The following is a 21,613-nucleotide window of genomic DNA, read 5'->3' on the forward strand; positions in this document are numbered from 1 at the left end:
TGGTGACGGGGATGGGAGATGACATGCACATGCCTCCTTGAAAATGGGAGCGCAAAAAAACAACGGTAGGCGCGAGCACGCCCGCGCCTACCGTTGTTTTTTTGCGCTCCCATTTTCAAGGAGGCATGTGCATGTCATCTCCCATCCCCGTCACCATCCTCAGCGGTTTTCTCGGTGCCGGTAAAACCACTTTGTTGCGTTACCTGCTTAAAGCCGAACACGGGCTGAAAATTGCCGTGATCGAAAATGAATTCAGCGATGCCGGTATCGACACCCAACTGCTGGGCGACGAGCCGGTGCAAGTCATGACCCTGGCCAACGGCTGCGTGTGTTGCACCATTCACACCGACCTGACCAAAGCCCTGTACCTGCTGCTTGAGCGGCTGGACAGCGGCGAAATCGCCTTTGATCGCTTAGTGATCGAATGCACTGGCCTGGCCGACCCAGCCCCGGTGGCACAAACCTTCTTTATTGATGAAGAGTTGCGTGAGCGCTATTTACTGGACGGCATCATCACGTTGGTCGATGCGGCGCACGCCGACGTGCACCTGAGCCAAACCATCGCCCAGGCGCAAATTGGCTTTGCCGACCGCCTGCTGGTGAGTAAGCGTGATCTGGTGGATGACGCAGCGTTTGAGGCGTTGAGCCAGCGTCTGACGCGCATCAACCGCCGTGCACCGATTCGCGTGGTTGAACACGGCAAAATCGACCTGGCGCAACTGCTGGATGTGCGCGGGTTTAACCTGAATGCCGACCTGGGCGGCGGCTTGAGCTTGCGCCCGGTGCAACCGGCGGCAACGGTCGACCGCATCTCCAGCCTGGTGTTGCGCACCGACAAACCGCTGGATATCGACAGCCTCAGCGCGTTTATGAACGAGCTGCTCGAGGACCACGGCAAACAACTGCTGCGTTACAAAGGCGTGCTGAGCATCGCAGGCGAAGAGCGCCGGTTGGTGTTCCAGGGCGTGCTCAAATTGTACGGCTTTGACTGGGACACCGAATGGGCCGAAGGCGAGGCCCGTGAAAGCGTGATGGTGTTTATTGCCGATGACCTGCCCGAGGCCAAGATTCGCGAAGGGTTTGCACAACTGACCCTTTAATACAGAGGGTGTGCACGCCCACGAAATTGCGGGATGTTTCGCACAGCTTTGCCAATTGCTGAGGCTGCAGTACCGCGCCTATGGTCAGCGCTCGCCCAAATGGGTGACCGGGTTTGGCGACGAAGTGGGCGGTTTGCAGCCGACCTGACCCGTTCACTGTAGGAGCGAGCTTGCTCGCGATCTTTTGACCTTCAGAATCAAAAGATCGCGAGCAAGCTCGCTCCTACACGATGGCACGCATCAGTTCATCGGTAGTGCTTGCACCCACAAAAAAGCCCGGCTCAAGAGCCGGGCTTTTTGTTCAGCCAGTTACACTCAGTTGCCGTAAACAGGCAGCTTTTTGCAGATGGCTTTTACTTTTTCGCGAACAGCATCAATCACGGCTTCGTTGTTGATGTCATCCAGGATGTCGCAGATCCAGCCCGCCAGCTCTTTACACTCTTCAACTTTGAAGCCGCGAGTGGTCACAGCCGGTGTGCCGAAGCGCAGGCCCGATGTAACGAACGGGGAGCGTGGGTCGTTCGGCACGGAGTTTTTATTCACGGTGATGAAGGCTTTGCCCAGTGCGGCGTCAGCGTCTTTACCGGAGATGTCTTGCTTGATCAGCGACAGCAGGAACAGGTGGTTTTCAGTACCACCCGATACCACGTCAAAACCGCGCTCGATGAACACCGACGCCATGGCCTGGGCGTTTTTCACCACTTGTTGCTGGTAAACCTTGAACTCAGGTTGCAGGGCTTCTTTGAAGCACACGGCTTTACCGGCGATTACGTGTTCCAGCGGGCCACCTTGGGAGCCTGGGAAAACAGCTGAGTTCAGCTTTTTCTCGATCTCAGGGTTGGCTTTGGCCAGGATCAGGCCGCCACGCGGGCCGCGCAGAGTTTTGTGCGTGGTGGTGGTGACCACGTCAGCAAATGGAACCGGGTTCGGGTACACGCCAGCCGCGACCAGGCCGGCTACGTGGGCCATGTCGACGAACAGGTAAGCGCCCACTTTGTCAGCGATGGCACGGAAACGCGGGAAGTCGAGGATCTGCGAGTAGGCAGAGAAACCGGCCACGATCATTTTTGGCTTGTGTTCAACGGCCAGGCGCTCAACTTCGTCGTAGTCGATCAGGCCGTTGGCGTCGATGCCGTACTGGATGGCGTTGTACAGCTTGCCCGAGGACGAAACGCTGGCACCGTGGGTCAGGTGACCGCCATGGGCCAGGCTCATGCCCAGGATGGTGTCGCCAGCCGACAGCAGGGCCAGGTAGACAGCGCTGTTGGCCTGGGAGCCGGCGTGTGGTTGAACGTTGGCGTAATCAGCGCCGAACAGTTCTTTGGCACGGTCGATGGCCAGTTGTTCAACCACGTCTACGTATTCGCAGCCGCCGTAGTAACGCTTGCCCGGGTAACCTTCGGCGTATTTGTTGGTCAGTACCGAGCCTTGAGCTTCCATCACCGCTGGGCTGGTGTAGTTTTCCGAAGCGATCAGCTCAATATGTTCTTCCTGGCGCTGAGCTTCTTGCTCCATGGCGGCAAAAAGGTCGGCGTCGAACTTGGCAAGTGTCAAATCACGGCTGAACATGGCGGTCCTCAAGGATCGGGGGGCAGAAAAGGAGGGCATTCTAACTCAATGGCTTTTATCTGGCATATGAAAGGCAATCATGTCGCAGACAAGTGGTGTTCAGGTCAATTGAAGGCGGGCAAGGCGTCCTGGCTAAACTGGGCTTCAAATTGCCGAGCCGGCATGGGGCGCCCGAACAGGTAGCCCTGCACTTCGTCACAGCCGTGCTCGCGCAGGAACTCAAGCTGTTCGTAGGTTTCGACACCTTCGGCGATCACCGCCAGGTTCAAGCTGTGGGCCATGGCAATAATGGCACGGGCAATTTGCGCATCTTGCTCACCGCACGGCAGGCCATCGACAAACGTGCGGTCGATTTTCAACACGTCAATCGGGAACTGTTTGAGGTAGTTGAGCGACGAGTAGCCGGTGCCGAAGTCGTCGACGGCAATGCTCAGGCCCAGGTTTTTCAGGCTGGCCAGAATTTGTAGGGCTTCACTGACTTCGCGCATCAGAATGCTTTCGGTCAGCTCCAGCTCCAGGCAGGCGGGGGACAGCCCGGTGAGCTTCAGGATGTTGGCAATCCGCGTGCCCAATTGGCCGTCCGAAAATTGCCGCGCCGAGATGTTCACGGACACTTTTGGCACCCGCACTTTGGCCTGATGCCAGTGTTTGAGCTGGCGACAGGCTTCGGTCAGAACCCAATCACCGACATCCACCACGAGCCCCAGCTCTTCGAGTACCGGAATAAAATCACCGGGCGGCACCAGCCCGCGACGCGGGTGGTTCCAGCGCAGCAGGGCTTCTACGCCGGTCAGGCGCTTGCCGTCGCCACTGAACTGCGGCTGATAAAAGAGGATGAATTCCTGCTGTTCCAGCGCATGGCGCAGGTCGCTTTCCAATTCCAGGCGCTCCAGTGCGCTGGCGTTCATGTCGGCCTGATAGAACTGGAAGTTGTTTTTACCGCGCTCCTTGGCGTGGTACATCGCGGTGTCGGCGTTTTTCATCAGTTGGCTGAGTTCATTGCCGTCCTGAGGGCTCAGGGCGATGCCAATGCTGGCCGTGACAAAAAACTCGCGGCTTTCCAGCACGAACGGTTGCACCAGGCTGGCCAGAATGTGCTCGGCCACACTGATGGCCCGGTTCAAGGCAATTTGGCGACTGGCCCCCGGTTGCAATAACAAGGTGAACTCGTCGCCGCCCATACGCGCCACGGTATCGTCATCATCGACGCAGGCCAGCAGCCGAATGGCCATGTCTTTGAGCATGCGGTCGCCTGCGGCATGTCCCAACGAGTCATTGATCGGTTTGAAGCGGTCGAGGTCGAGGAACATCAGCACCACCCACGACTTGTTACGCTCGGCCTGCAGCAGCGCCGTGTGCAGCCGGTCCTGGAACAGGGTGCGGTTGGGCAAGTGGGTCAAGGCATCGTAATAGGCCAACCGGTGGATGCGCTGCTCGCTGGCCTTGCGCTCACTGATGTCACTGAAGAAACACACGTAACTGGCCAGGTCGCCTTCATCGTCTTGCACCGCGGTAATTCCAACCCAGGCCGGGTAATGCTCGCCGCTGCGGCGCTTGAGCCACACTTCGCCTTCCCAGGAGTTGTGCTGGTTCAGTTGTTTGATGATGTAGCGAAGGTGCGCCTGTTGCTGCGCGTCGGCCGTGAGCATGCTTGGCAACTGGTCCAATACCTGCGACACGGCGTAACCGCTGACCCGGCTGAAGGCTTCATTAGCCTGGACGATATAACCGGCCGGGTCGGTAATCAGAATGGCCGAGGTGGAATGTTCGAATACGGTGGCGGCCATACGCAGGTCTTTTTCGGCACGGCGCTGTTGGCTGATATCACGGCCCACGCCAAGGATGCCTTCGAACCTGTCGTTTTCATCCCACACCAGCACCAGGCGCAGTTCGATGGGAACCTTGCGGCCGTCGGCCCTCAAGCAGTCGAGCAGGAACAGTTGGTTTTGCATCTGAATCCGCAGCATCGCCAGTTGTTCGGCGTTGTTCAGCGCCGCATTGAGCCGCTCCACGAGGCTGTAGATCCCGGCCAGTTGCTGCGGGTTGGCGATGGTCGATTGCCAGCCGTTGTCGAGCACCCACTGCGCGTCATAACCCAGGACGGTCTGAACCGACGGGCTGACATAGTTCAGGCGTAACGTGCTGTTGGTCGAGAAAATCACATCGCTGATGCTTTCGGCCAGCATCCGGTAGCGTTGTTCGCTATCGCGCAACGATTCGCTGGCTTCGATCTGGTCGGTTATATCCTTGGCCACACCGACAATCCGTGAGGTGTGATCGCCGGTTCCTCGGGCCAGTGCCTGCTCACGAATGTCAAAATGGCGCCACACGCCACTGCGATCGCGAAACCGCAATTGGCATTGCAGGCCTTGACGATACCCGCCATTGCGTTGTTGCTGGCGCAGTTGGTGATAGTGCTCGGCGTCTTCGGGGTGAAGCAGCAGTTCCCAGAAATAAGCGCCCATTTGCTGCAGTTCTGCAACGTTATAGCCCAGAGTCTGGCCAAGGTGATGGTTACTGAAAATGATCCGTTGGCTGATGACATCTTGCACGTACAGGTGGTCGGGCACGGTGCGTACAACATCAGACCAAAAACTTTCGCGCTCTTGCAGGGACAATTCGATGAGTTTGCGGTTGGTAATGTCGCTAAGGCTCAGGATAACGGCGTGATAGTCCTCACGCGCCTCGGGCAGGCGTAGCACCAGCCACAGGTGCTGATCGTGGCCTTGTTCATCGACCAGTGTGATTTCCAACTCCAACTGTTGCTGTTTATTAAGCAGGGCGTTGACCAGTTGATAGCCAATGGCCGAGCTGTTGTTTGGGCAGCCACTGATCAACTTGAGCCATGTCCCCTCTCCCGAGCCAACCCCCAGCAGTTGCAAGGCGACTTGATTGACTTCACTGATGCGCAATTGCTCAAAGAGTTGGCGCCGATGATCGGGATTACTGTCGAGCCAGTGCGTGAGCGCTTCGCTGTTGTGAATGTTTTCGCGATCGAGAAAGCCCGGCAAATGGGACAGGTCCAGCACGCACAAGGCAACGCCCGTGCTTTCAAAAATGTCGTGATAACGGCGGCGGCCTTCGTGCAACTGGCGTTGGCGGCGGCGCATATTCAGCAACGTAATAATCGGCAGCACTGAAAACAGTACGCCCAGCACACATTTGCCGATCAGGGCGGGCAACAATTCCTCCACGGCCTTGCGGCTATTAAACAGCCCGCGCAGTTGCCAGTCGCTGTGGCGCAAGGGGGTAAGCAGCACGGTGTCGGTCAGGTCCGCGGGCGTCAGTGTACTCACCGGTGTGGTCGGGGTGAGGCTGCGGCTAAGCACTTTGCCAGTGGCGGTGTTTTCGATCAGCCATTGGGGCCGATTACGGTTGACCGTTTGACGGGTCAGGTTGTGCAGCAGGTCAGGGTTCATGCGCAGCAGCCAATAGCCATTGGCCGTACTGCCGGGTTGGCGCAGCAGCAGGTAGACGATGCTCGCGTTTTGATTATTGGCGTAATAGTAGTCGTCGACGGTACCGAGTGCGGGTGCGTTTCTGATCCAGTCGGCCAGAAAGGCGGCGTCGGCGCTGATGCCCGCGCTGTCGAACAGCACATCCCCGGTACGGTTTAGCAACGCGAGGCTTTGCAATGACGGCAGGAATGGGCGCAGTCGATCAACCTGTGCGGTGTGTGGGTCGTTCGGTGGCTGCCGTTCGTCGGAGGCTAGCAGTCTGAGGGCGGTTTCAGCCCGAAGGGCCATGCTCAGGTTGATGTGGTCAGCCAAGTCAGCGCTGTAATCGAGGCTCGATTGACGCTCCTGGTGAAGTGTTTCCTGGAACTGTTCGACCGATTGCCAGAGCAGCATCGCTAACAGCACCATCACGAGCGCCGCCAGCGCGCTTCTTAACGTGCCACGCACGGGCGCGCCAAGGCGTTGGCCTGGCGTGCGGGGAGAGGTGGATGGGGTGACATTGAGCAAGCGGTGATCCTGCTGTTGGCTGCTCTGGCGCATAGCCACTAGCTGCTTGGCGCCTAAAGGGGTCTAGCATGCCTTGGACTGTGGCAAAGTGCCAGCCCTCTGGTCTGCGCTGGTTTGCCCTGTGCACCGCATTCAGGTAGCTTTGCCGCTATTCGAGTACCTACACTCAGGCTTTTTTCGTAAGCAGATATTGATCCCGATCAATGCCTGACTTTCTGCTATGGCCTGCTCGGTGTATGGCTCGCGTTTATTCACCAGTCACTGACGCTAGGTTCTCCATGGCTCAATACGTTTTCACCATGCATCGGCTGAGCAAAGTTGTTCCGCCGAAGCGGGAAATCTTGAAAAACATCTCCCTGTCTTTTTTCCCGGGTGCCAAAATTGGCGTGCTCGGCCTGAACGGTTCGGGTAAATCCACGCTGCTAAAAATCATGGCGGGCGTCGACACCGAGTTCGACGGCGAAGCCCGTCCGATGCCGGAACTGAACATCGGTTATCTGCCGCAAGAGCCGCAGTTGGACCCGAGCAAAACCGTTCGCGAAGTGGTGGAAGAAGCCGTTAGCGTGATCAAGGACGCCCAGGCGCGTCTGGATCAGGTTTACGCCGAATACGCCGACCCGGATGCTGACTTCGACAAGCTGGCCGCGGAACAGGCCAAGCTCGAAGCCATTCTGCAAGCCGGCGATGGCCACAACCTGGAGCGCCAGTTGGAAGTCGCCGCCGATGCGCTGCGCCTGCCGGCGTGGGACGCGAAGGTTGAACACCTGTCAGGGGGTGAGAAGCGTCGGGTGGCCTTGTGCCGTCTGCTGCTGTCGGCCCCGGACATGCTGCTGCTCGATGAGCCGACCAACCACCTGGACGCTGACTCCGTGGCCTGGCTGGAGCACTTCCTGCACGACTTCCCGGGTACCGTGGTTGCGATCACGCACGACCGTTACTTCCTGGACAACGTCGCAGGCTGGATCCTGGAACTCGACCGCGGCGCGGGCATTCCTTACGAGGGCAACTATTCGGGTTGGCTGGAAGCCAAGTCCGACCGTCTGGCTGCCGAATCCAAGCAGCAGTCGGCCCATGAAAAGGCCATGAAAGACGAGCTGGAATGGGTGCGTAAAGGGGCCAAGGCGCGTCAGTCCAAATCCAAGGCGCGTCTGCAACGTTTCGAAGAACTGCAATCGCAGGAATTCCAGAAACGCAGCGAGACCAACGAGATCTACATCCCGGCCGGCCCGCGCCTGGGTGACAAAGTGATCGAGTTCAAGAACGTGTCCAAGGGTTATGGCGATCGCGTGTTGATCGACAACCTGTCGTTTGCCATGCCCAAAGGGGCCATTGTTGGCGTGATCGGCGGTAACGGTGCCGGTAAGTCGACCCTGTTCCGCATGTTGATGGGCAAGGAACAACCGGATTCAGGCAGCATCGAAATCGGTGAAACCGTGCAGTTGGCCTGTGTTGACCAGAGCCGTGATGACCTGGACGGCAGCAAGACGGTGTTCCAGGCCATTTCTGACGGTTCTGACCAGATCCGCATCGGCAACTACGAGATTCCGTCCCGTACCTACGTGGGCCGTTTCAACTTCAAGGGTGGCGATCAGCAGAAGTTCGTCAAGGACCTGTCCGGTGGTGAGCGTGGCCGCCTGCACCTGGCCCTGACCTTGAAAGAGGGTGCCAACGTGCTGCTGCTCGACGAACCGTCCAACGACCTTGACGTTGAGACCTTGCGTTCGCTCGAAGAAGCGCTGCTGGACTTCCCGGGCGCTGCCATTGTGATCTCTCACGATCGGTGGTTCCTTGACCGCGTCGCGACTCACATCCTGGCGTACGAAGACGACTCGCAAGCGGTCTTCTTTGAAGGCAACTACACCGAGTACGAAGCGGACCGTAAAAAGCGCCTCGGCGAAGCGGCCACCCAGCCGCACCGTGTGCGTCACAAAAAGCTGGCCCAGTAAGGTCAGGTTTGCTGAACAAACGGAGCCCCTCGGGGCTCCGTTTTTGTGTGCGCAGCCCTCTGTAGGCGCGAGCTCGCTCGCGATCTTTTAAAGCTCAAAAGCTCAAAAGATCACGAATAATCGAGCGTCGACCGGCGGCTCCTACACAAAGACAGTGTTTTTTTAGGGCAGAAAGTGGTTACAGGAATCACAGTTTTGGTGCGCAAAAACACTAAAAATCGAGCCTATTTATATAAAAGCACCATTTAATTTCATAACTGCGACATTTTGCGCTGTCGCGGTGCGACATGAATTGATAAAGTCCGGTCCATTCTCCGTTTAACGACAACAAATTTGCCGAGACTTTCCCATGATCGAATCCGTCGACCAGTTCCTTGCCCGCCTGAAAAAACGTGACCCGGACCAGCCAGAATTCCACCAGGCGGTGGAAGAAGTCTTGCGCAGTATGTGGCCGTTTCTTGAAGCCAACCCGCATTATCTGACTTCCGGCATTCTTGAACGCATCTGCGAACCGGAGCGTGCCATTGTGTTCCGCGTGTCTTGGGTCGACGACGAAGGTAAAGTCCGCGTAAACCGCGGTTTCCGCATCCAGATGAACAGCGCGATTGGCCCATACAAAGGCGGCCTGCGTTTCCACCCGTCGGTGAACCTGGGCGTGTTGAAGTTCCTGGCCTTCGAGCAGACCTTCAAAAACTCCCTGACCTCGTTGCCCATGGGCGGCGGTAAAGGCGGCTCGGACTTTAACCCTAAAGGTAAAAGCGACGCCGAAGTGATGCGTTTCTGCCAGGCATTCATGAGCGAGCTGTACCGCCATATCGGTTCTGACGTTGACGTTCCGGCGGGCGACATCGGTGTCGGGGCGCGGGAAATCGGCTTTATGTTTGGCCAGTACAAGCGCCTTAGCAACCAGTTCACGTCAGTGTTGACCGGCAAGAGCATGAGCTACGGCGGCAGCTTGATTCGCCCTGAAGCCACTGGTTTCGGTTGCGTGTACTTCGCCCAGGAAATGCTTAAGCGCATTGGTCAGCGCATTGACGGCAAGCGCGTGGCGATTTCAGGCTCCGGCAACGTGGCGCAATACGCGGCGCGCAAGGTCATGGACCTGGGGGCCAAGGTTATTTCGCTGTCGGACTCCGAAGGCACGCTGTACTGCGAAGCCGGGCTGAACGAAGAGCAATGGTTGGCGCTGATGGACCTGAAGAACGTCAAGCGCGGCCGTATCAGCGAGTTGGCTGAGCAGTTCGGTCTGGAGTTCCTGGCCGGGCAACACCCGTGGAACCTGGCGTGCGATATCGCCTTGCCATGCGCCACGCAAAACGAACTGGATGCTGACGCCGCGCGTACGTTGTTGAGCAATGGCTGCGTGTGCGTGGCTGAAGGCGCGAACATGCCAACCACCCTTGAAGCGGTCGACCTGTTTATCGACGCGGGTATTTTGTTCGCACCGGGCAAAGCGTCCAATGCCGGTGGCGTCGCAGTGAGCGGGCTTGAGATGTCGCAGAACGCTATGCGTCTGTTGTGGACTGCGGGCGAAGTGGACAGCAAGTTGCACAACATTATGCAATCCATCCACCACGCGTGCGTGCATTACGGCGAAGAGAACGGCCGTATCAACTACGTCAAAGGCGCTAATATCGCCGGTTTCGTCAAAGTTGCTGACGCGATGCTGGCACAGGGCGTGGTGTAAGCCGGTTCAATCGCGAGCAAGCTCCTACGGATGGCAGCGTTTGTGGGAACGAGCTTGCTCGTGATCTTTTGATCTGGCTTTTGATCCATCAAAGTAGCACGGCGTAAAGCCGGAACCTCAAGTGGCCGTGACCGCAGCCATGGATCGGGTTACCGCGCGCCAGCGCAGCGTCGAGCGGCTGCTCCTACAGGGGCATTAACCGTCTGATGCTGCTCAGTCAGCCAGCGCCTTATGCTCGGTCAACTCCTGTTCGATAAAGGCCGCGATCATGGCGCGGTAGACGTTCTCGGTGACATTCGGGTTGGCACCCAGTTCATCGGCCAAGCCCCGGACTTTGGCGATCACCTGTTCAACCCGCTGCGGGGCCCTGACCGCATCGCTGTCTTTTTTGAAGCGCGCCGCTTGCGACACATAAGCCCCGCGTTCGGCGATCAAGCCAACGATTTGCCGGTCCAGCCCATCGATGTTTTCGCGCACGCGTTCAAGGGAATCACAGTGAACAGCCATGTCTTGTTTACTCCTTATCAGTAGTGATACCACTTCAGTTCGAGCATCACTTCATTGACGGGCGCGGTCAGGTGACTGAACGCCCGCTCTGCTGTCAGGCGCAGGCCTAGGTTACGCGACAGCTCCCATTGCTGGTTGAGGCTCAGGCTACGACGGACCTCACCGTTGGTGAAGTAGTCGCTTTTGGCTTCAAGGCTCAGGTTGCCCACCGGGTTGCGCCACAGCACACCGGTGTTGTAACCAGCCGCCGGTGACACAAACGCGGCGAAGTCATTGTTGTGCTCGACCCGCACGGTGCCCAAGGCGAAGCCCAGCAGGTTGTCGCTTAACTGCCAGGTACCGCCGGCACCCCCGCTGACATGGGTGACCAGGGTTTCGTCGCCGTGCTTGCCCAGCACGCGCTCAAGCCCGCCGCCCACTTGCCATGACCAAGGTTTTAGCAGGTCGTTTCGCGGCGTTAATGAGCGGATATTGGCCAGGTCCAGTTGTTGAACCTGCCACTTGTTTCCTTCGTACTGGCGCAGCTTGAGTTGCAGGATTTCGATTTGTGCGCCCAGGGGAAAGCCCGGAGCGTTGTCGTTCAGGTCGTGGTACGCCATGCGCAAGCCGTATTCGGCAAACGCTTTGTCATCACGGCTGCCCGCGCCCAGTTGCCAGGTGCGGGATTCGTGGCCGTTTTCCGGGAGTTCGGGTGGCACTATCGGCAGGTCAGGTGCCGGGTTCTGGTTGATCGCCCGCAGCAATTCGAAGCTTCGCTGCGAGCGCCCGGTCTCGCGCTCCAGGCCGTTGGCGCGGTAGCGTTCCAGGCGATAAGCCGCATCGATTATCAGCGCTTGGCGCTCTTTGGGCAGCGCCTTGAACGTCGGGTTTTGCAACTGCACCGGATCGGCACTGACCTGCAGCACCCATTGCTGTTCTTCGGGGTCTAGCGCCTTGGCGCGGTCCAGCAACTCGCGCTCGCGGGAAGGGCGGTATTCGATGCTCTCCACCAGCCCTGCCTCTTTGACCGCTTTTACCGTGTCGGTAGGGATCGCGGTCAGGGGGAACTGGGGAGTCAACTGCAGCCCGGGGCGCGCCACTTGCAACAGCTCCAGCAAGCGGTACGAGCAGTTTTCATCGAAGAAGAAATAGTCGAATTTGATTTGTTTCAATTCCCACACATGTTCGACCATGCGCTGGGTTTCTTCGGGTGTCAGATTGAGCCGGTATTCCCACAGGTCACGGTTCTCAAGGCTGCGGTACTCGGAGAGCTTTTCCTGGTACGGCATCATGGCGAACAGGCCGGGGTAGCCGCCGGCCAGGCCTTTCCAAGCATACAAAATGCTGTTGTCGGAGCCTTCAATGTAAGCACCGAAATTGATGGCATAGCTCAGCAGCGCGGTCTTGTTGCTTTGCACGTCTGCTTGGTCGACCCGCAATAAGGTGTGGCCGAACATGGACGATGGGCTGTTGAGGTAGGCCGCTGGAAAAATCATGACCGTGCTGTGAGGTGCTACGTCGGTGAACCACTGGCTGAACTCTGCGCACTCAACCTGGGGCAGGTCGGTCAGGTTCAGCTGCGCCTTGAGCCAGCGCGTGCGGGCCGGGTAGACGCATTGCGGGTGTTTGTCGCCCAGGTTGGGCGAGGCGTACAAAGCCTCGACGGTGGCGCGTAATTCGGCGTCCGGGTGGTGAGCGCCGTCGGGGGCGAAAAAGTATTGGGTGTCGCTGACATGGCTACGCCAGCCGCCGAACTTGCCGGCTTCGTAGTGTCCAAGGGAGAGCCAGAACGGGTCGTTGGCCAACTGTTGCAAACGGTGTGTGTCGAGCTGGGGTGCGGCATACAGCGGGGCGCAGGCACAGAGCGCCAGGTAGGCAAGGCGTTTGAGCATGGTCGGCAACTGTTGTCAGACAAATAGAAATGAAACTTGAGCATACCCGCTCCAACAGGAGCGGGCAGGTTTCATTTTTTAAGCGGCAGTTGCGTACTTGGACAGGCGTGCATCACTTTTCAGGATGGCCAGGGTGTTGTTGTGCACATCTTCAGCGGTGACGTCAGCTTTGCTGAAGATTTGCTGGAAGTGTTCGTGGGTGACTGCTGCGAAATGGTCGCGGTCTTCAGGGGCCACACCCAGCACGACGGCGTAGGTGGTCAGTGCTTCGCCATTGCCTTTGGCCATGTCTTCGGACAGTTCGTTCATCATGCCATTCATGGCAATCCACGACTTGCCGCCGTAGGTCAGGGCATCTTTGGTGGTACAGCCGTTGGTGCCGGACGTCATGCCAAAGGTGGCGTTACCCGAAGTGCCGTTGGTGGTAGAGGCCAGGAAGTGAGCAGGCGTGCCGCGCTGGCCTTCAAACAACATGTTACCCCAACCACAGTTCGGACCGCCGGGTGCCTGGGCCATTGCATTGAGGGAGACAACGGTGAAGAGGGTACCAAGAAGAATCCGTTTCATAGTTCTTTTCTCTTTGTGTGCAGTCAATGAACAAAAGGTCTGGCGTTGCGTGCCAGTACGGGCCAGTTATGTTCTCCAGCCGCGTAACAGGTAGGAGTCTAGCGGCATCTGGTGGTTCCGTGACTTTTTGTAAAACATTCAGTGTTTGAGGTTATTTTTAGCCTGTAAACGCAGGGGCGCGAGATTTCCCGTGTTGTGTGCCTTGCAGTGGTGCATGGCCAGCGCCAGAATGCTGGCATCTGCCCCGCCTGATGTAAGGAAGTCCGATGCCTGATTCTGTTGCTGCCAGCTTGCGTCTAGCGCCTGACGCGCTAACCCGTCCTTTTTCTGCTGAACAGTTCAGCTTCTCGACCACCAATGACTTGGAACCTTTTCGCGGCATTCTCGGCCAGGAGCGTGCGGTCGAAGCCTTGCAGTTTGGTGTGGCCATGCCACGTCCGGGTTACAACGTGTTTGTGATGGGCGAGCCCGGCACAGGGCGTTTTTCGTTCGTCAAACGCTATCTCAAGGCTGAAGGCAAACGCCTGACATCGCCCAGCGACTGGGTGTACGTCAATAACTTTGATGACCCCCGTGAGCCGCGAGCGCTGGAGCTGCCGGCAAGCACGGCGGGAATTTTTATCAGCGACATCAGCGCTTTGATCGATAACCTGCTGGCGACTTTTCCGGCCGTGTTTGAGCACCCGACGTATCAGCAGCGCAAAAGTGCAATCGACCGCGGCTTCAACCAGCGTTATGACCGCGCGCTGGATGTGATTGAGCGCCTGGCGCTGGAAAAGGGCGTGGCGCTGTACCGTGACAGCAGTAACGTGGCCTTCACCCCCATGAGTGATGGCAAGGCGCTGGATGAGGCCGAGTTCTCGCAACTGCCCGAGGAAGACCGCGAACGCTTTCACGAAGACATCTCGGGGCTTGAAGAGCGCCTCAACGAGGAGCTGGCCAGCCTGCCGCAGTGGAAGCGCGAATCGAACAACCAGTTGCGTCATCTGAATGAAGAGACCATCACGCTGGCCCTGCAACCGCTGCTGGCACCGTTGTCGCAGAAGTACGCCGAAAATGGTGCCGTGTGTGGGTACCTGCAGGCCATGCAGGTGTACTTGCTTAAAACCGTGGTCGAGCAACTGGTCGACGACAGCAAGACCGATGCCCAGGCGCGCAAGCTGCTGGACGAGCAATACTTGCCGAGCCTGGTGGTGGGCCAGCCCATGAGTGGCGGTGCCCCGGTGGTCTTTGAGCCGCACCCTACTTACGACAACCTGTTTGGCCGCATCGAATACAGCACCGATCAGGGCGCGCTGTACACCACTTACCGGCAGTTGCGCCCAGGTGCCTTGCACCGGGCCAATGGCGGTTTCCTGATTCTTGAAGCTGAGAAAATGCTCAGCGAGCCTTATGTCTGGGACGCTCTCAAGCGCGCCCTGCAATCGCGCAAACTGAAAATGGAGTCGCCGCTGGGCGAGATGGGGCGCTTGGCGACCATCACGCTGAACCCGCAAGTGATTCCGTTGCAGGTCAAAGTCATCATCATCGGTGCGCGCCAGTTGTATTACACGCTGCAAGACCTGGATCCGGACTTCCAGGAAATGTTCCGCGTACTGGTGGATTTTGATGAAGACATCCCAATGGTTGACGAGAGCCTTGAGCAGTTTGCGCAGTTGCTGACCACTCGCACGTCTGAAGAAGGCATGGCCCCGCTTACCGCCGACGCGGTCGCGCGTCTGGCGACTTACAGCGCACGGCTGGCTGAACATCAGGGGCGTTTATCGGCGCGTATTGGTGATTTGTTTCAATTGGTCAGCGAGGCTGATTTCATTCGTCACCTGGCCAATGATGAGATGACCGATGCCGGCCATATCGAACGCGCCCTGAAAGCCAAGGCCACCCGCACCGGGCGCGTGTCGGCGCGGGTTCTGGACGACATGCTGGCGGGCATCATCCTGATCGACACCGATGGCGCGGCCGTGGGCAAGTGCAATGGTCTGACCGTGCTTGAAGTGGGCGACTCGGCCTTTGGTATGCCGGCGCGAATTTCCGCCACGGTGTACCCCGGCGGCAGTGGCATTGTGGATATCGAGCGTGAGGTTAACCTTGGGCAGCCGATTCACTCCAAAGGCGTGATGATCTTGACCGGTTATCTGGGCAGCCGTTATGCGCAGGAGTTCCCGCTGGCCATTTCAGCCAGCATCGCGCTGGAGCAATCCTACGGCTACGTTGATGGCGACAGCGCTTCGTTGGGTGAGGCCTGCACGTTGATTTCAGCCTTGTCGAAGACACCGCTCAAGCAGTGTTTTGCAATCACCGGCTCCATCAACCAGTTTGGTGAAGTGCAAGCGGTGGGCGGGGTCAACGAGAAGATCGAAGGCTTCTTCCGGCTCTGCGAGGCGCGCGGTCTGACGGGTGAGCAAGGTGCCATTATTCCTCAGGCCAACGTCGCAACCCTGATGCTGGACGAGAAAGTGCTGCAGGCCGTGCGTGCAGGCAAATTCCACGTATACGCCGTGCGTCAGGCGGATGAGGCCTTGAGCCTGCTGGTCGGCGAGCCGGCCGGTGAGCCGGATGCTGAAGGTCAATTCCCTGAAGGCAGCGTCAACGCCCGTGTGGTTGAACGGTTGCGGGTCATTTCCGAAATGATCAGCGATGAAGACCTGAAAGAAGCCGAGAAGGAGTTACTGGCAGAAGCCCTGGCGGCCAAGCAGTCCGTTTAAGTCAGCTTGGCGTGCAGGAGCGAGCCACCTCGCTCCTGCAACGGGCGCAGCCTTCCGTTGGTCATGGCGACTTTTCTTGCCGGGTAATTCTTCTATGCTCATGGCAGGACTTCCACTGTCGTGACTGGAACGAAGCAGCCTGTTGTGAGCGGCTGATGACAGGATCTACCGAGGGTCGCCGCCATGTCGCGCAACCTTTGTCTTACCCGCCAATGCTTGGGCCTGGTGACACGTATTGAATGCAGCGTTCGACCGCTGGCAGGCAATACCGGGATGTGGACGTTGTTGTTTGCCGCCGGCCTGGCGGGCGAGCAACCGACCACCATCAAGGCTCAAGGCCCTTTCCCCGGCCCGCTTGTGGCTGAAACCCTGCTCGATTCGATTGTTGAAAGCCTGACGTTGCATGGCTATCGGGTGGCCGAGGGGCCGCAAATCTGGTGCCTGCACGTGCAGGCCCAGTTGCGCCAGATCAACCGTGTGCGCTGTCACACGCCGCGCTAAGCCTGGTGTTTAGCGTGGCGGGGACACTTCAGGGGCTTTATCCAGTTTCACTTCGAACCCGTACTCAACAGGTGTCAGGCCGGTGCGCGCATAGCTTTCGAGCTGAGTGGGCTGGCCATAAAAGTAATGCACGTCGAAAAGCGCCGGGCCATTGGGCTCAGCTGTGTGGCTCACAGCCAGCACTTCCTTGAGGTAATGACCGGTGTCGTCCTTGGCATAAAACCGCCAGGCGTCTGACGGAAACAGTGCCTGATCGACGATCAGGGTGTTGCCCTTGAGCTGAAGGCCTTTTGGCAGTTGGGCGGTATTTAAGGTCTGTTTGTCGATGTCAGCGGTAAACAGGGGCATTGAGCCGATGGCGTAAGCGGGGGTTTCAGGGAACAGGTTGAGGTCATAGGTGATCACACCCGTGTGGGGGTCTACGTCGAAGGCTTCGGTGGGCAGTTCCAGGGGTTCGCTGCGGTCGCCGTTCTCGTCTTCGGCAAAGAACGTCACGGGAGCGTTGTCCATCTCCGGCAGTGGCCCAAGCAGTTCGTCATTGAAGGTCGGTGGGTGGCTGAACTCCAGGGTGGCGGCGCTGGCGTCGTCCACTGACTGGTTAATCACGACACTTTTTTTCAGTTGTTCGGGGTCAAGTACCGCGTTTTTCAGGTAGTTGGCTGCTTGGTCGTCATACACCACGACGGGCAGCGCAAGCGTTTGAACCGTGTTGCCGACCACTGTTTTGTCGAGCCGGTGGACGGGCAGGTCGAGCTGTTTGCGCGTGACTTGAGCGGTGGAGAAGTCGAGCACGCTGATATCGACGCGGTCGACGGCCCCGTTGAAGTAGACCTTGCTGTAGCGGTGAGGGTGTGTGCGGTCGAAGATAGCCTGTTCGCTGTCCAGTTGTTGTTCGAATTCGGCGCTCCATGCAGTCTGCTTGAGCATTTGCGCCAACTGCTGCTGGTAAAACGCCAGTTGCTCGCTGTTCTCGTTGATGGCCCCGGCACGTGACAACCACTGCCCGGTGTGGTCTCGCGCCTGAATGATCAGCGGGTTGAGCGGGGTGTCGCGTACGGCCTCAGCCAACGGGGCACTGTTGTTGATATCCACTTCGGCCACATTATTGTTCAGCGCTAGCAGGGTCACGCTGATGCTGCCTTGGGTGCGTGTCTGGCCGACATCCTTGGCGGTTAAAGCGAAGTGCGCCACGTTGCCAGGAGCAATCACCTCGACCTTGCCGTGCAACATGACGGGCTGGGGTTGTTGCGTGTTTTCGACTTCAATGCCGTCGATGTACGGGTAAGTGATGGTGAGATCGTCGGGGTTGCTCAGGTTGGCGCTTGAGGGGCTGAGCTGAATGCCGGGATCGGTTTCCGACCATTCGGCCTGAAAGGGCACGACCTGTTGATTACTCAAGGTCACGGACTGCCATTCGAGCGCGTGGGGGAAGGGAAAGCCGGCTGCGTTGTTCTGGGAGAACGCAAAGACAGGCTCCAGGTCCGTCAAGTAATCGGAGCTGGCGTTTCGGCGCACCACAAACAGCCCGTTGATGTAGGTGTCAGTCAGTGCCTGGCTGCTGGGGTAGTGCTTGAGCAGTGCCAGTTCGTCGTCGCCGTATTCGGTTTCAACCGGCTTGTCCTGCAGCTTGATGCGAGCGCGCTCCAGCAGCAGCAAGGAGCCACCGAGGTCGGCCACGGCATCTTTGAGTTGCGGGTCCTTGATCGTGTCGAGGGTTTTTTCGAACTGCGCGATTCGCTCTTCCAGGTTCGCCTGTTGGTGTTTTTCATCAGGCGAGCAACCGCCGGTGGCGAGCAGTGCCAGTGATAGCGCGAAACAACCCAAGGGGAGTCGCAGATCCATTGTTCAGTTTTCCTGGCTCTAATGAGACTGAGAGGGTGGACACTAGCAGAAAATGTTTTTACAGGCTGTTTCCAAGACTTTATCTCTGTTGATTTCTCACTGATATACTCGCGCCCATTTTTCTACTGCCTGTGAGATTCAATGGAACGCTTTATCGAGAATGCAATGTACGCCTCACGCTGGATTCTGGCGCCGATTTACTTCGGCCTTTCTCTGGGTCTGCTGGCTTTGGCATTAAAATTTTTTCAGGAAGTGTTTCACGTACTGCCTAACGTGTTTGCACTGACTGAGTCGGACTTGATCCTCGTCATTCTTTCGTTGATCGACATGGCGTTGGTGGGCGGTTTGTTGGTGATGGTGATGATTTCGGGTTACGAGAACTTTGTCTCGCAACTGGACATTGGTGGCGATAAAGAGAAGCTGAGCTGGCTGGGCACGATGGATTCGTCCTCGCTGAAAATGAAGGTCGCCGCCTCGATTGTGGCCATTTCTTCGATCCACTTGCTGCGGGTGTTTATGGACGCACGCAACATCGAGACCGAGTACTTGATGTGGTACGTGATTATTCATATGACGTTCGTGGTGTCGGCGTTTGCGATGGGGTATCTCGACAAGCTGACCAAGCACTGATGGCTGCCCGGGTGCGCAGCCTGCGAACCCGTGCTGCGAAGGCTTTGGGGGCTGTGGTAGTCTGCTCGCCCTTTTTTGGTTCTGGGCGGTTGGGAAAGCAGCGCTTTCTGAATCGCCCTACAGCGGAGCAGTGTTATGTCCGAAGTAAATTTGTCGACCGATGAAACCCGCGTGAGCTACGGCATTGGCCGCCAACTGGGTGACCAATTGCGCGACAACCCGCCACCGGGCGTTAGCCTGGACGCAATCCTGGCTGGCCTGACCGATGCTTTCGCCGGTAAGGAAAGCCGTGTGGGTCAGGAAGAAATGTCGGCCAGCTTCAAAGTGATCCGCGAGATCATGCAGGCTGAAGCGGCTGCCAAAGCAGAAGCTGCGGCAGGTGAAGGCAAGGCTTTCCTGGCTGAAAATGCCAATAAAGACGGCATCACTACCCTGGCTTCAGGTCTGCAATTTGAAGTGGTGACGGCGGGCGAAGGCGCCAAGCCATCGCGCGAAGACACCGTGCGTGTTCACTACCACGGCACCCTGATTGACGGCACAGTCTTTGACAGCTCCTACGACCGTGGCCAGCCGGCCGAATTCCCGGTAGGTGGCGTGATCGCCGGTTGGACTGAAGCCCTGCAACTGATGAATGCCGGCAGCAAATGGCGCATCTACGTGCCGAGCGAGATGGCTTACGGCGCTCAAGGCGTGGGTAGCATTGCCCCGCACAGCGTACTGGTATTTGACGTTGAGCTGCTGGACGTTCTGTAAGCACCCAGCGTTTTAGCGAAGAGCTGCGCAGGCCCCACGGCAGGAGCGAGCTTTTGATCTTTAAAAGCTCGCTCCTGCACAAACTGGGTTGAACAGCCTTGCGCAGCGACTTCGAACGGTCATATGTCTATCTTGGCGTGATGCTCGTAGGTCTGCGTCGTGTCAGCAGGGCGCAATGCCCGGGCGTAGCAGAAGAGAAACAGATTGCGCACCAACTCCTTTAGCACCAGCGGCTCGCTTGAGTTGAGCCCGGAATAATCCAGATCACCCTGATCTTGCAGCTCGTTTAGGGCCTCTTCTTCCAGTACTGCGCAGACTTCCCCGGTTTCCCGATGCAGGATTCGCAGGTAAGGATGCGGACGGTCCAGCCAGGCATCAATTAAATAAGTCATGAGGGTCTCTCCTTGGTCGGTACCAATGAGAATAATTCTTATTCAACTAATAGCAAGTGCCTATTGGCAGATTTCTGATGTTTGTGCGTCGGAGCTGCTGTAGCTCAAGGGAGCTGGCAATCTGAGATTGCAGGGGAGGAGGCGAGGCCACCTTCCTGCGCAGTTGGCAGGAAGGTGTGCAGCAGAATCAGACCTTACGTACGAACTCGGACTTGAGTTTCATCGGGCCAATACCATCGATCTTACAGTCGATGTCGTGGTCGCCCTCGCACAGGCGGATGTTCTTGACCTTGGTGCCGACCTTGACCACCAGCGAGGTGCCTTTGATTTTCAGGTCTTTGATCACCGTGATGGTGTCGCCGTCAACCAGCACAGTGCCGGCCGAGTCTTTGTAGACTTTCACGTCGCTGTCGGTTTCGGTTTCACCGTTGGCGGACCACTCATGGGCGCATTCCGGGCAGATCAGCTGGGAGCCGTCTTCGTAGGTGTATTCGGAATTGCATTTCGGGCAGGGTGGCAAAGGGCTCACTTGCGCTCCTTAAAGGTCAGGATGGCTAAAGGCGCGCATTGTATAGGGTTTTAACCGCGAAGGCGAAAACGCCTCAGCCCAACGCTCCCCCGCAGGGAAAGGTTGGGCTGAGAATGTGAACGCGAACCTGGGTATTAGTGCGTACGCGCGACTGCAAACTCACTGAGCTCGACCAGAGCGTCGCGGTATTCGCTAGGCGGCAAGGCTTCAAGGCAAACAATGGCGCGAGCAACGTAGTCTCGAGCCAGTTGGGCCGTGTACTCCAGAGAGCCTGAGGCTTCAACGGCGGCGCGAATGCTTTCGAGGTCTTCAATGCCGCCTTTCTGAATGGCCTTGCGCACCAAGGCGGCCTGTTCGGCAGTCCCTTCGCGCATGGTGTAGATCAGCGGCAAGGTGGGCTTGCCTTCTGCCAGGTCATCACCCACGTTCTTGCCCAGGCTTTCGGCGTCGCCACGGTAATCGAGCAGGTCATCCACCAACTGGAAGGCCACGCCCAAGTGATCACCAAACGTGCGCAGCGCTTCGCTTTGTTCGGGCGTTGCACCGGCCAGTGCCGCAGCACTGTGGGTGGACGCCTCGAACAACATCGCGGTTTTACCGCGAATGACTTCCATATACGTTTCTTCGGTGGTGCTGGCATCACGGACTTTAGACAGTTGCAGCACTTCGCCTTCAGCAATGATGCGGGTGGCCTGCGACAGGATTTTCATCACCGGCATCGACCCCAGTTCGACCATCATCTCGAATGAGCGCGAGTACAGAAAGTCACCGACCAGCACGCTGGGGGCGTTGCCCCATGTGGCATTGGCGGTCTTGCGGCCACGGCGCATGCCTGACATATCAACCACGTCGTCGTGAAGCAGTGTGGCGGTGTGCAGGAACTCGATGGTCGCAGCCAGCAGACGAATATCGTCGCCTTCGCGGCCAAGGGCCTTGCCACACAGCAGCACTAGTAAAGGACGCAAGCGCTTTCCGCCGGCCGAAGTGATGTAGTCGCCGATTTTTGAGACCAGCGGTACGCGTGAAGTCAGCTGCTTCTTGATGATGCC

The 21,613-nt window shown here is 57.9% G+C and carries 16 protein-coding genes; 7 read left to right on the forward strand and 9 right to left on the reverse strand.

Translation table 11 applies throughout. The features are described 5' to 3' along the window. Positions 1-131 precede the first annotated feature (131 nt). A complete protein-coding gene (gene yjiA, locus Q1W15_RS01270) occupies positions 132-1,100 on the forward strand; it encodes a GTPase (RefSeq protein ID WP_300719776.1) in 969 nt (322 codons plus the stop codon). A 315-nt stretch (positions 1,101-1,415) separates the two neighbouring features. On the opposite strand, the gene glyA is transcribed toward yjiA, so the two are convergent. Next, the gene (glyA, locus tag Q1W15_RS01275; RefSeq protein WP_300719777.1) at positions 1,416-2,669 is read right to left on the reverse strand and encodes a serine hydroxymethyltransferase; all 1,254 of its coding nucleotides are present in this window, start codon (positions 2,667-2,669) and stop codon (positions 1,416-1,418) included. A gap of 104 nt (positions 2,670-2,773) precedes the next feature. Continuing rightward, entirely contained in the window at positions 2,774-6,535 is a 3,762-nt protein-coding gene (locus Q1W15_RS01280) for a bifunctional diguanylate cyclase/phosphodiesterase (RefSeq protein WP_300719791.1), read from the reverse strand. 377 nt (positions 6,536-6,912) lie between these two features. Between Q1W15_RS01280 and ettA the strand changes: the two genes are divergently transcribed. Next, positions 6,913-8,580, forward strand: a complete 1,668-nt coding sequence (gene ettA / locus Q1W15_RS01285) for an energy-dependent translational throttle protein EttA (protein WP_300719778.1) — start codon at positions 6,913-6,915, stop codon at positions 8,578-8,580. Positions 8,581-8,929: 349 nt separating this feature from the next. Further along, positions 8,930-10,267 (forward strand): NADP-specific glutamate dehydrogenase, encoded by a 1,338-nt coding sequence (gene gdhA / locus Q1W15_RS01290; RefSeq protein WP_300719779.1) that lies wholly within the window; start codon positions 8,930-8,932, stop codon positions 10,265-10,267. A 213-nt stretch (positions 10,268-10,480) separates the two neighbouring features. On the opposite strand, the gene Q1W15_RS01295 is transcribed toward gdhA, so the two are convergent. From Q1W15_RS01295 to Q1W15_RS01305, 3 genes are all read right to left on the reverse strand, one after another. Next, a complete protein-coding gene (locus Q1W15_RS01295) occupies positions 10,481-10,774 on the reverse strand; it encodes a chorismate mutase (RefSeq protein ID WP_300719780.1) in 294 nt (97 codons plus the stop codon). Positions 10,775-10,791: 17 nt separating this feature from the next. Then, entirely contained in the window at positions 10,792-12,645 is a 1,854-nt protein-coding gene (locus tag Q1W15_RS01300) for a DUF4105 domain-containing protein (protein ID WP_300719781.1), read from the reverse strand. A gap of 78 nt (positions 12,646-12,723) precedes the next feature. After that, positions 12,724-13,212, reverse strand: a complete 489-nt coding sequence (locus tag Q1W15_RS01305) for a DUF3015 domain-containing protein (protein WP_300719782.1) — start codon at positions 13,210-13,212, stop codon at positions 12,724-12,726. 266 nt (positions 13,213-13,478) lie between these two features. On the opposite strand from Q1W15_RS01305, the gene Q1W15_RS01310 reads away from it, so the two are divergent. Next, entirely contained in the window at positions 13,479-15,917 is a 2,439-nt protein-coding gene (locus Q1W15_RS01310) for an AAA family ATPase (RefSeq protein WP_300719783.1), read from the forward strand. 183 nt (positions 15,918-16,100) lie between these two features. Continuing rightward, positions 16,101-16,418, forward strand: coding sequence for a hypothetical protein (locus Q1W15_RS01315; protein ID WP_300719784.1), 318 nt, complete (start codon positions 16,101-16,103; stop codon positions 16,416-16,418). 9 nt (positions 16,419-16,427) lie between these two features. On the opposite strand, the gene Q1W15_RS01320 is transcribed toward Q1W15_RS01315, so the two are convergent. Next, a complete protein-coding gene (locus tag Q1W15_RS01320) occupies positions 16,428-18,260 on the reverse strand; it encodes a hypothetical protein (protein ID WP_300719785.1) in 1,833 nt (610 codons plus the stop codon). A 141-nt stretch (positions 18,261-18,401) separates the two neighbouring features. On the opposite strand from Q1W15_RS01320, the gene Q1W15_RS01325 reads away from it, so the two are divergent. Continuing rightward, complete coding sequence (locus tag Q1W15_RS01325; RefSeq protein ID WP_300719786.1) at positions 18,402-18,890, forward strand: TIGR00645 family protein; 489 nt, start codon at positions 18,402-18,404, stop codon at positions 18,888-18,890. Positions 18,891-19,025: 135 nt separating this feature from the next. Then, positions 19,026-19,643 (forward strand): FKBP-type peptidyl-prolyl cis-trans isomerase, encoded by a 618-nt coding sequence (locus Q1W15_RS01330; RefSeq protein WP_300719787.1) that lies wholly within the window; start codon positions 19,026-19,028, stop codon positions 19,641-19,643. Positions 19,644-19,762: 119 nt separating this feature from the next. On the opposite strand, the gene Q1W15_RS01335 is transcribed toward Q1W15_RS01330, so the two are convergent. The 3 genes from Q1W15_RS01335 to Q1W15_RS01345 all read right to left on the reverse strand — a co-directional run. Next, positions 19,763-20,035: a hypothetical protein gene (locus Q1W15_RS01335; protein ID WP_300719788.1), complete on the reverse strand. Its 273-nt coding sequence runs from the start codon at positions 20,033-20,035 to the stop codon at positions 19,763-19,765. A gap of 187 nt (positions 20,036-20,222) precedes the next feature. Then, positions 20,223-20,564 (reverse strand): zinc ribbon domain-containing protein YjdM, encoded by a 342-nt coding sequence (locus Q1W15_RS01340; RefSeq protein WP_300719789.1) that lies wholly within the window; start codon positions 20,562-20,564, stop codon positions 20,223-20,225. Positions 20,565-20,698: 134 nt separating this feature from the next. Continuing rightward, the coding region (locus Q1W15_RS01345) for a polyprenyl synthetase family protein (protein ID WP_300719790.1) at positions 20,699-21,613 on the reverse strand (915 nt) is incomplete at its 5' end.

The organism is Pseudomonas sp., from assembly GCF_030150285.1.
Classification (GTDB): Bacteria; Pseudomonadota; Gammaproteobacteria; order Pseudomonadales; family Pseudomonadaceae; genus Aquipseudomonas.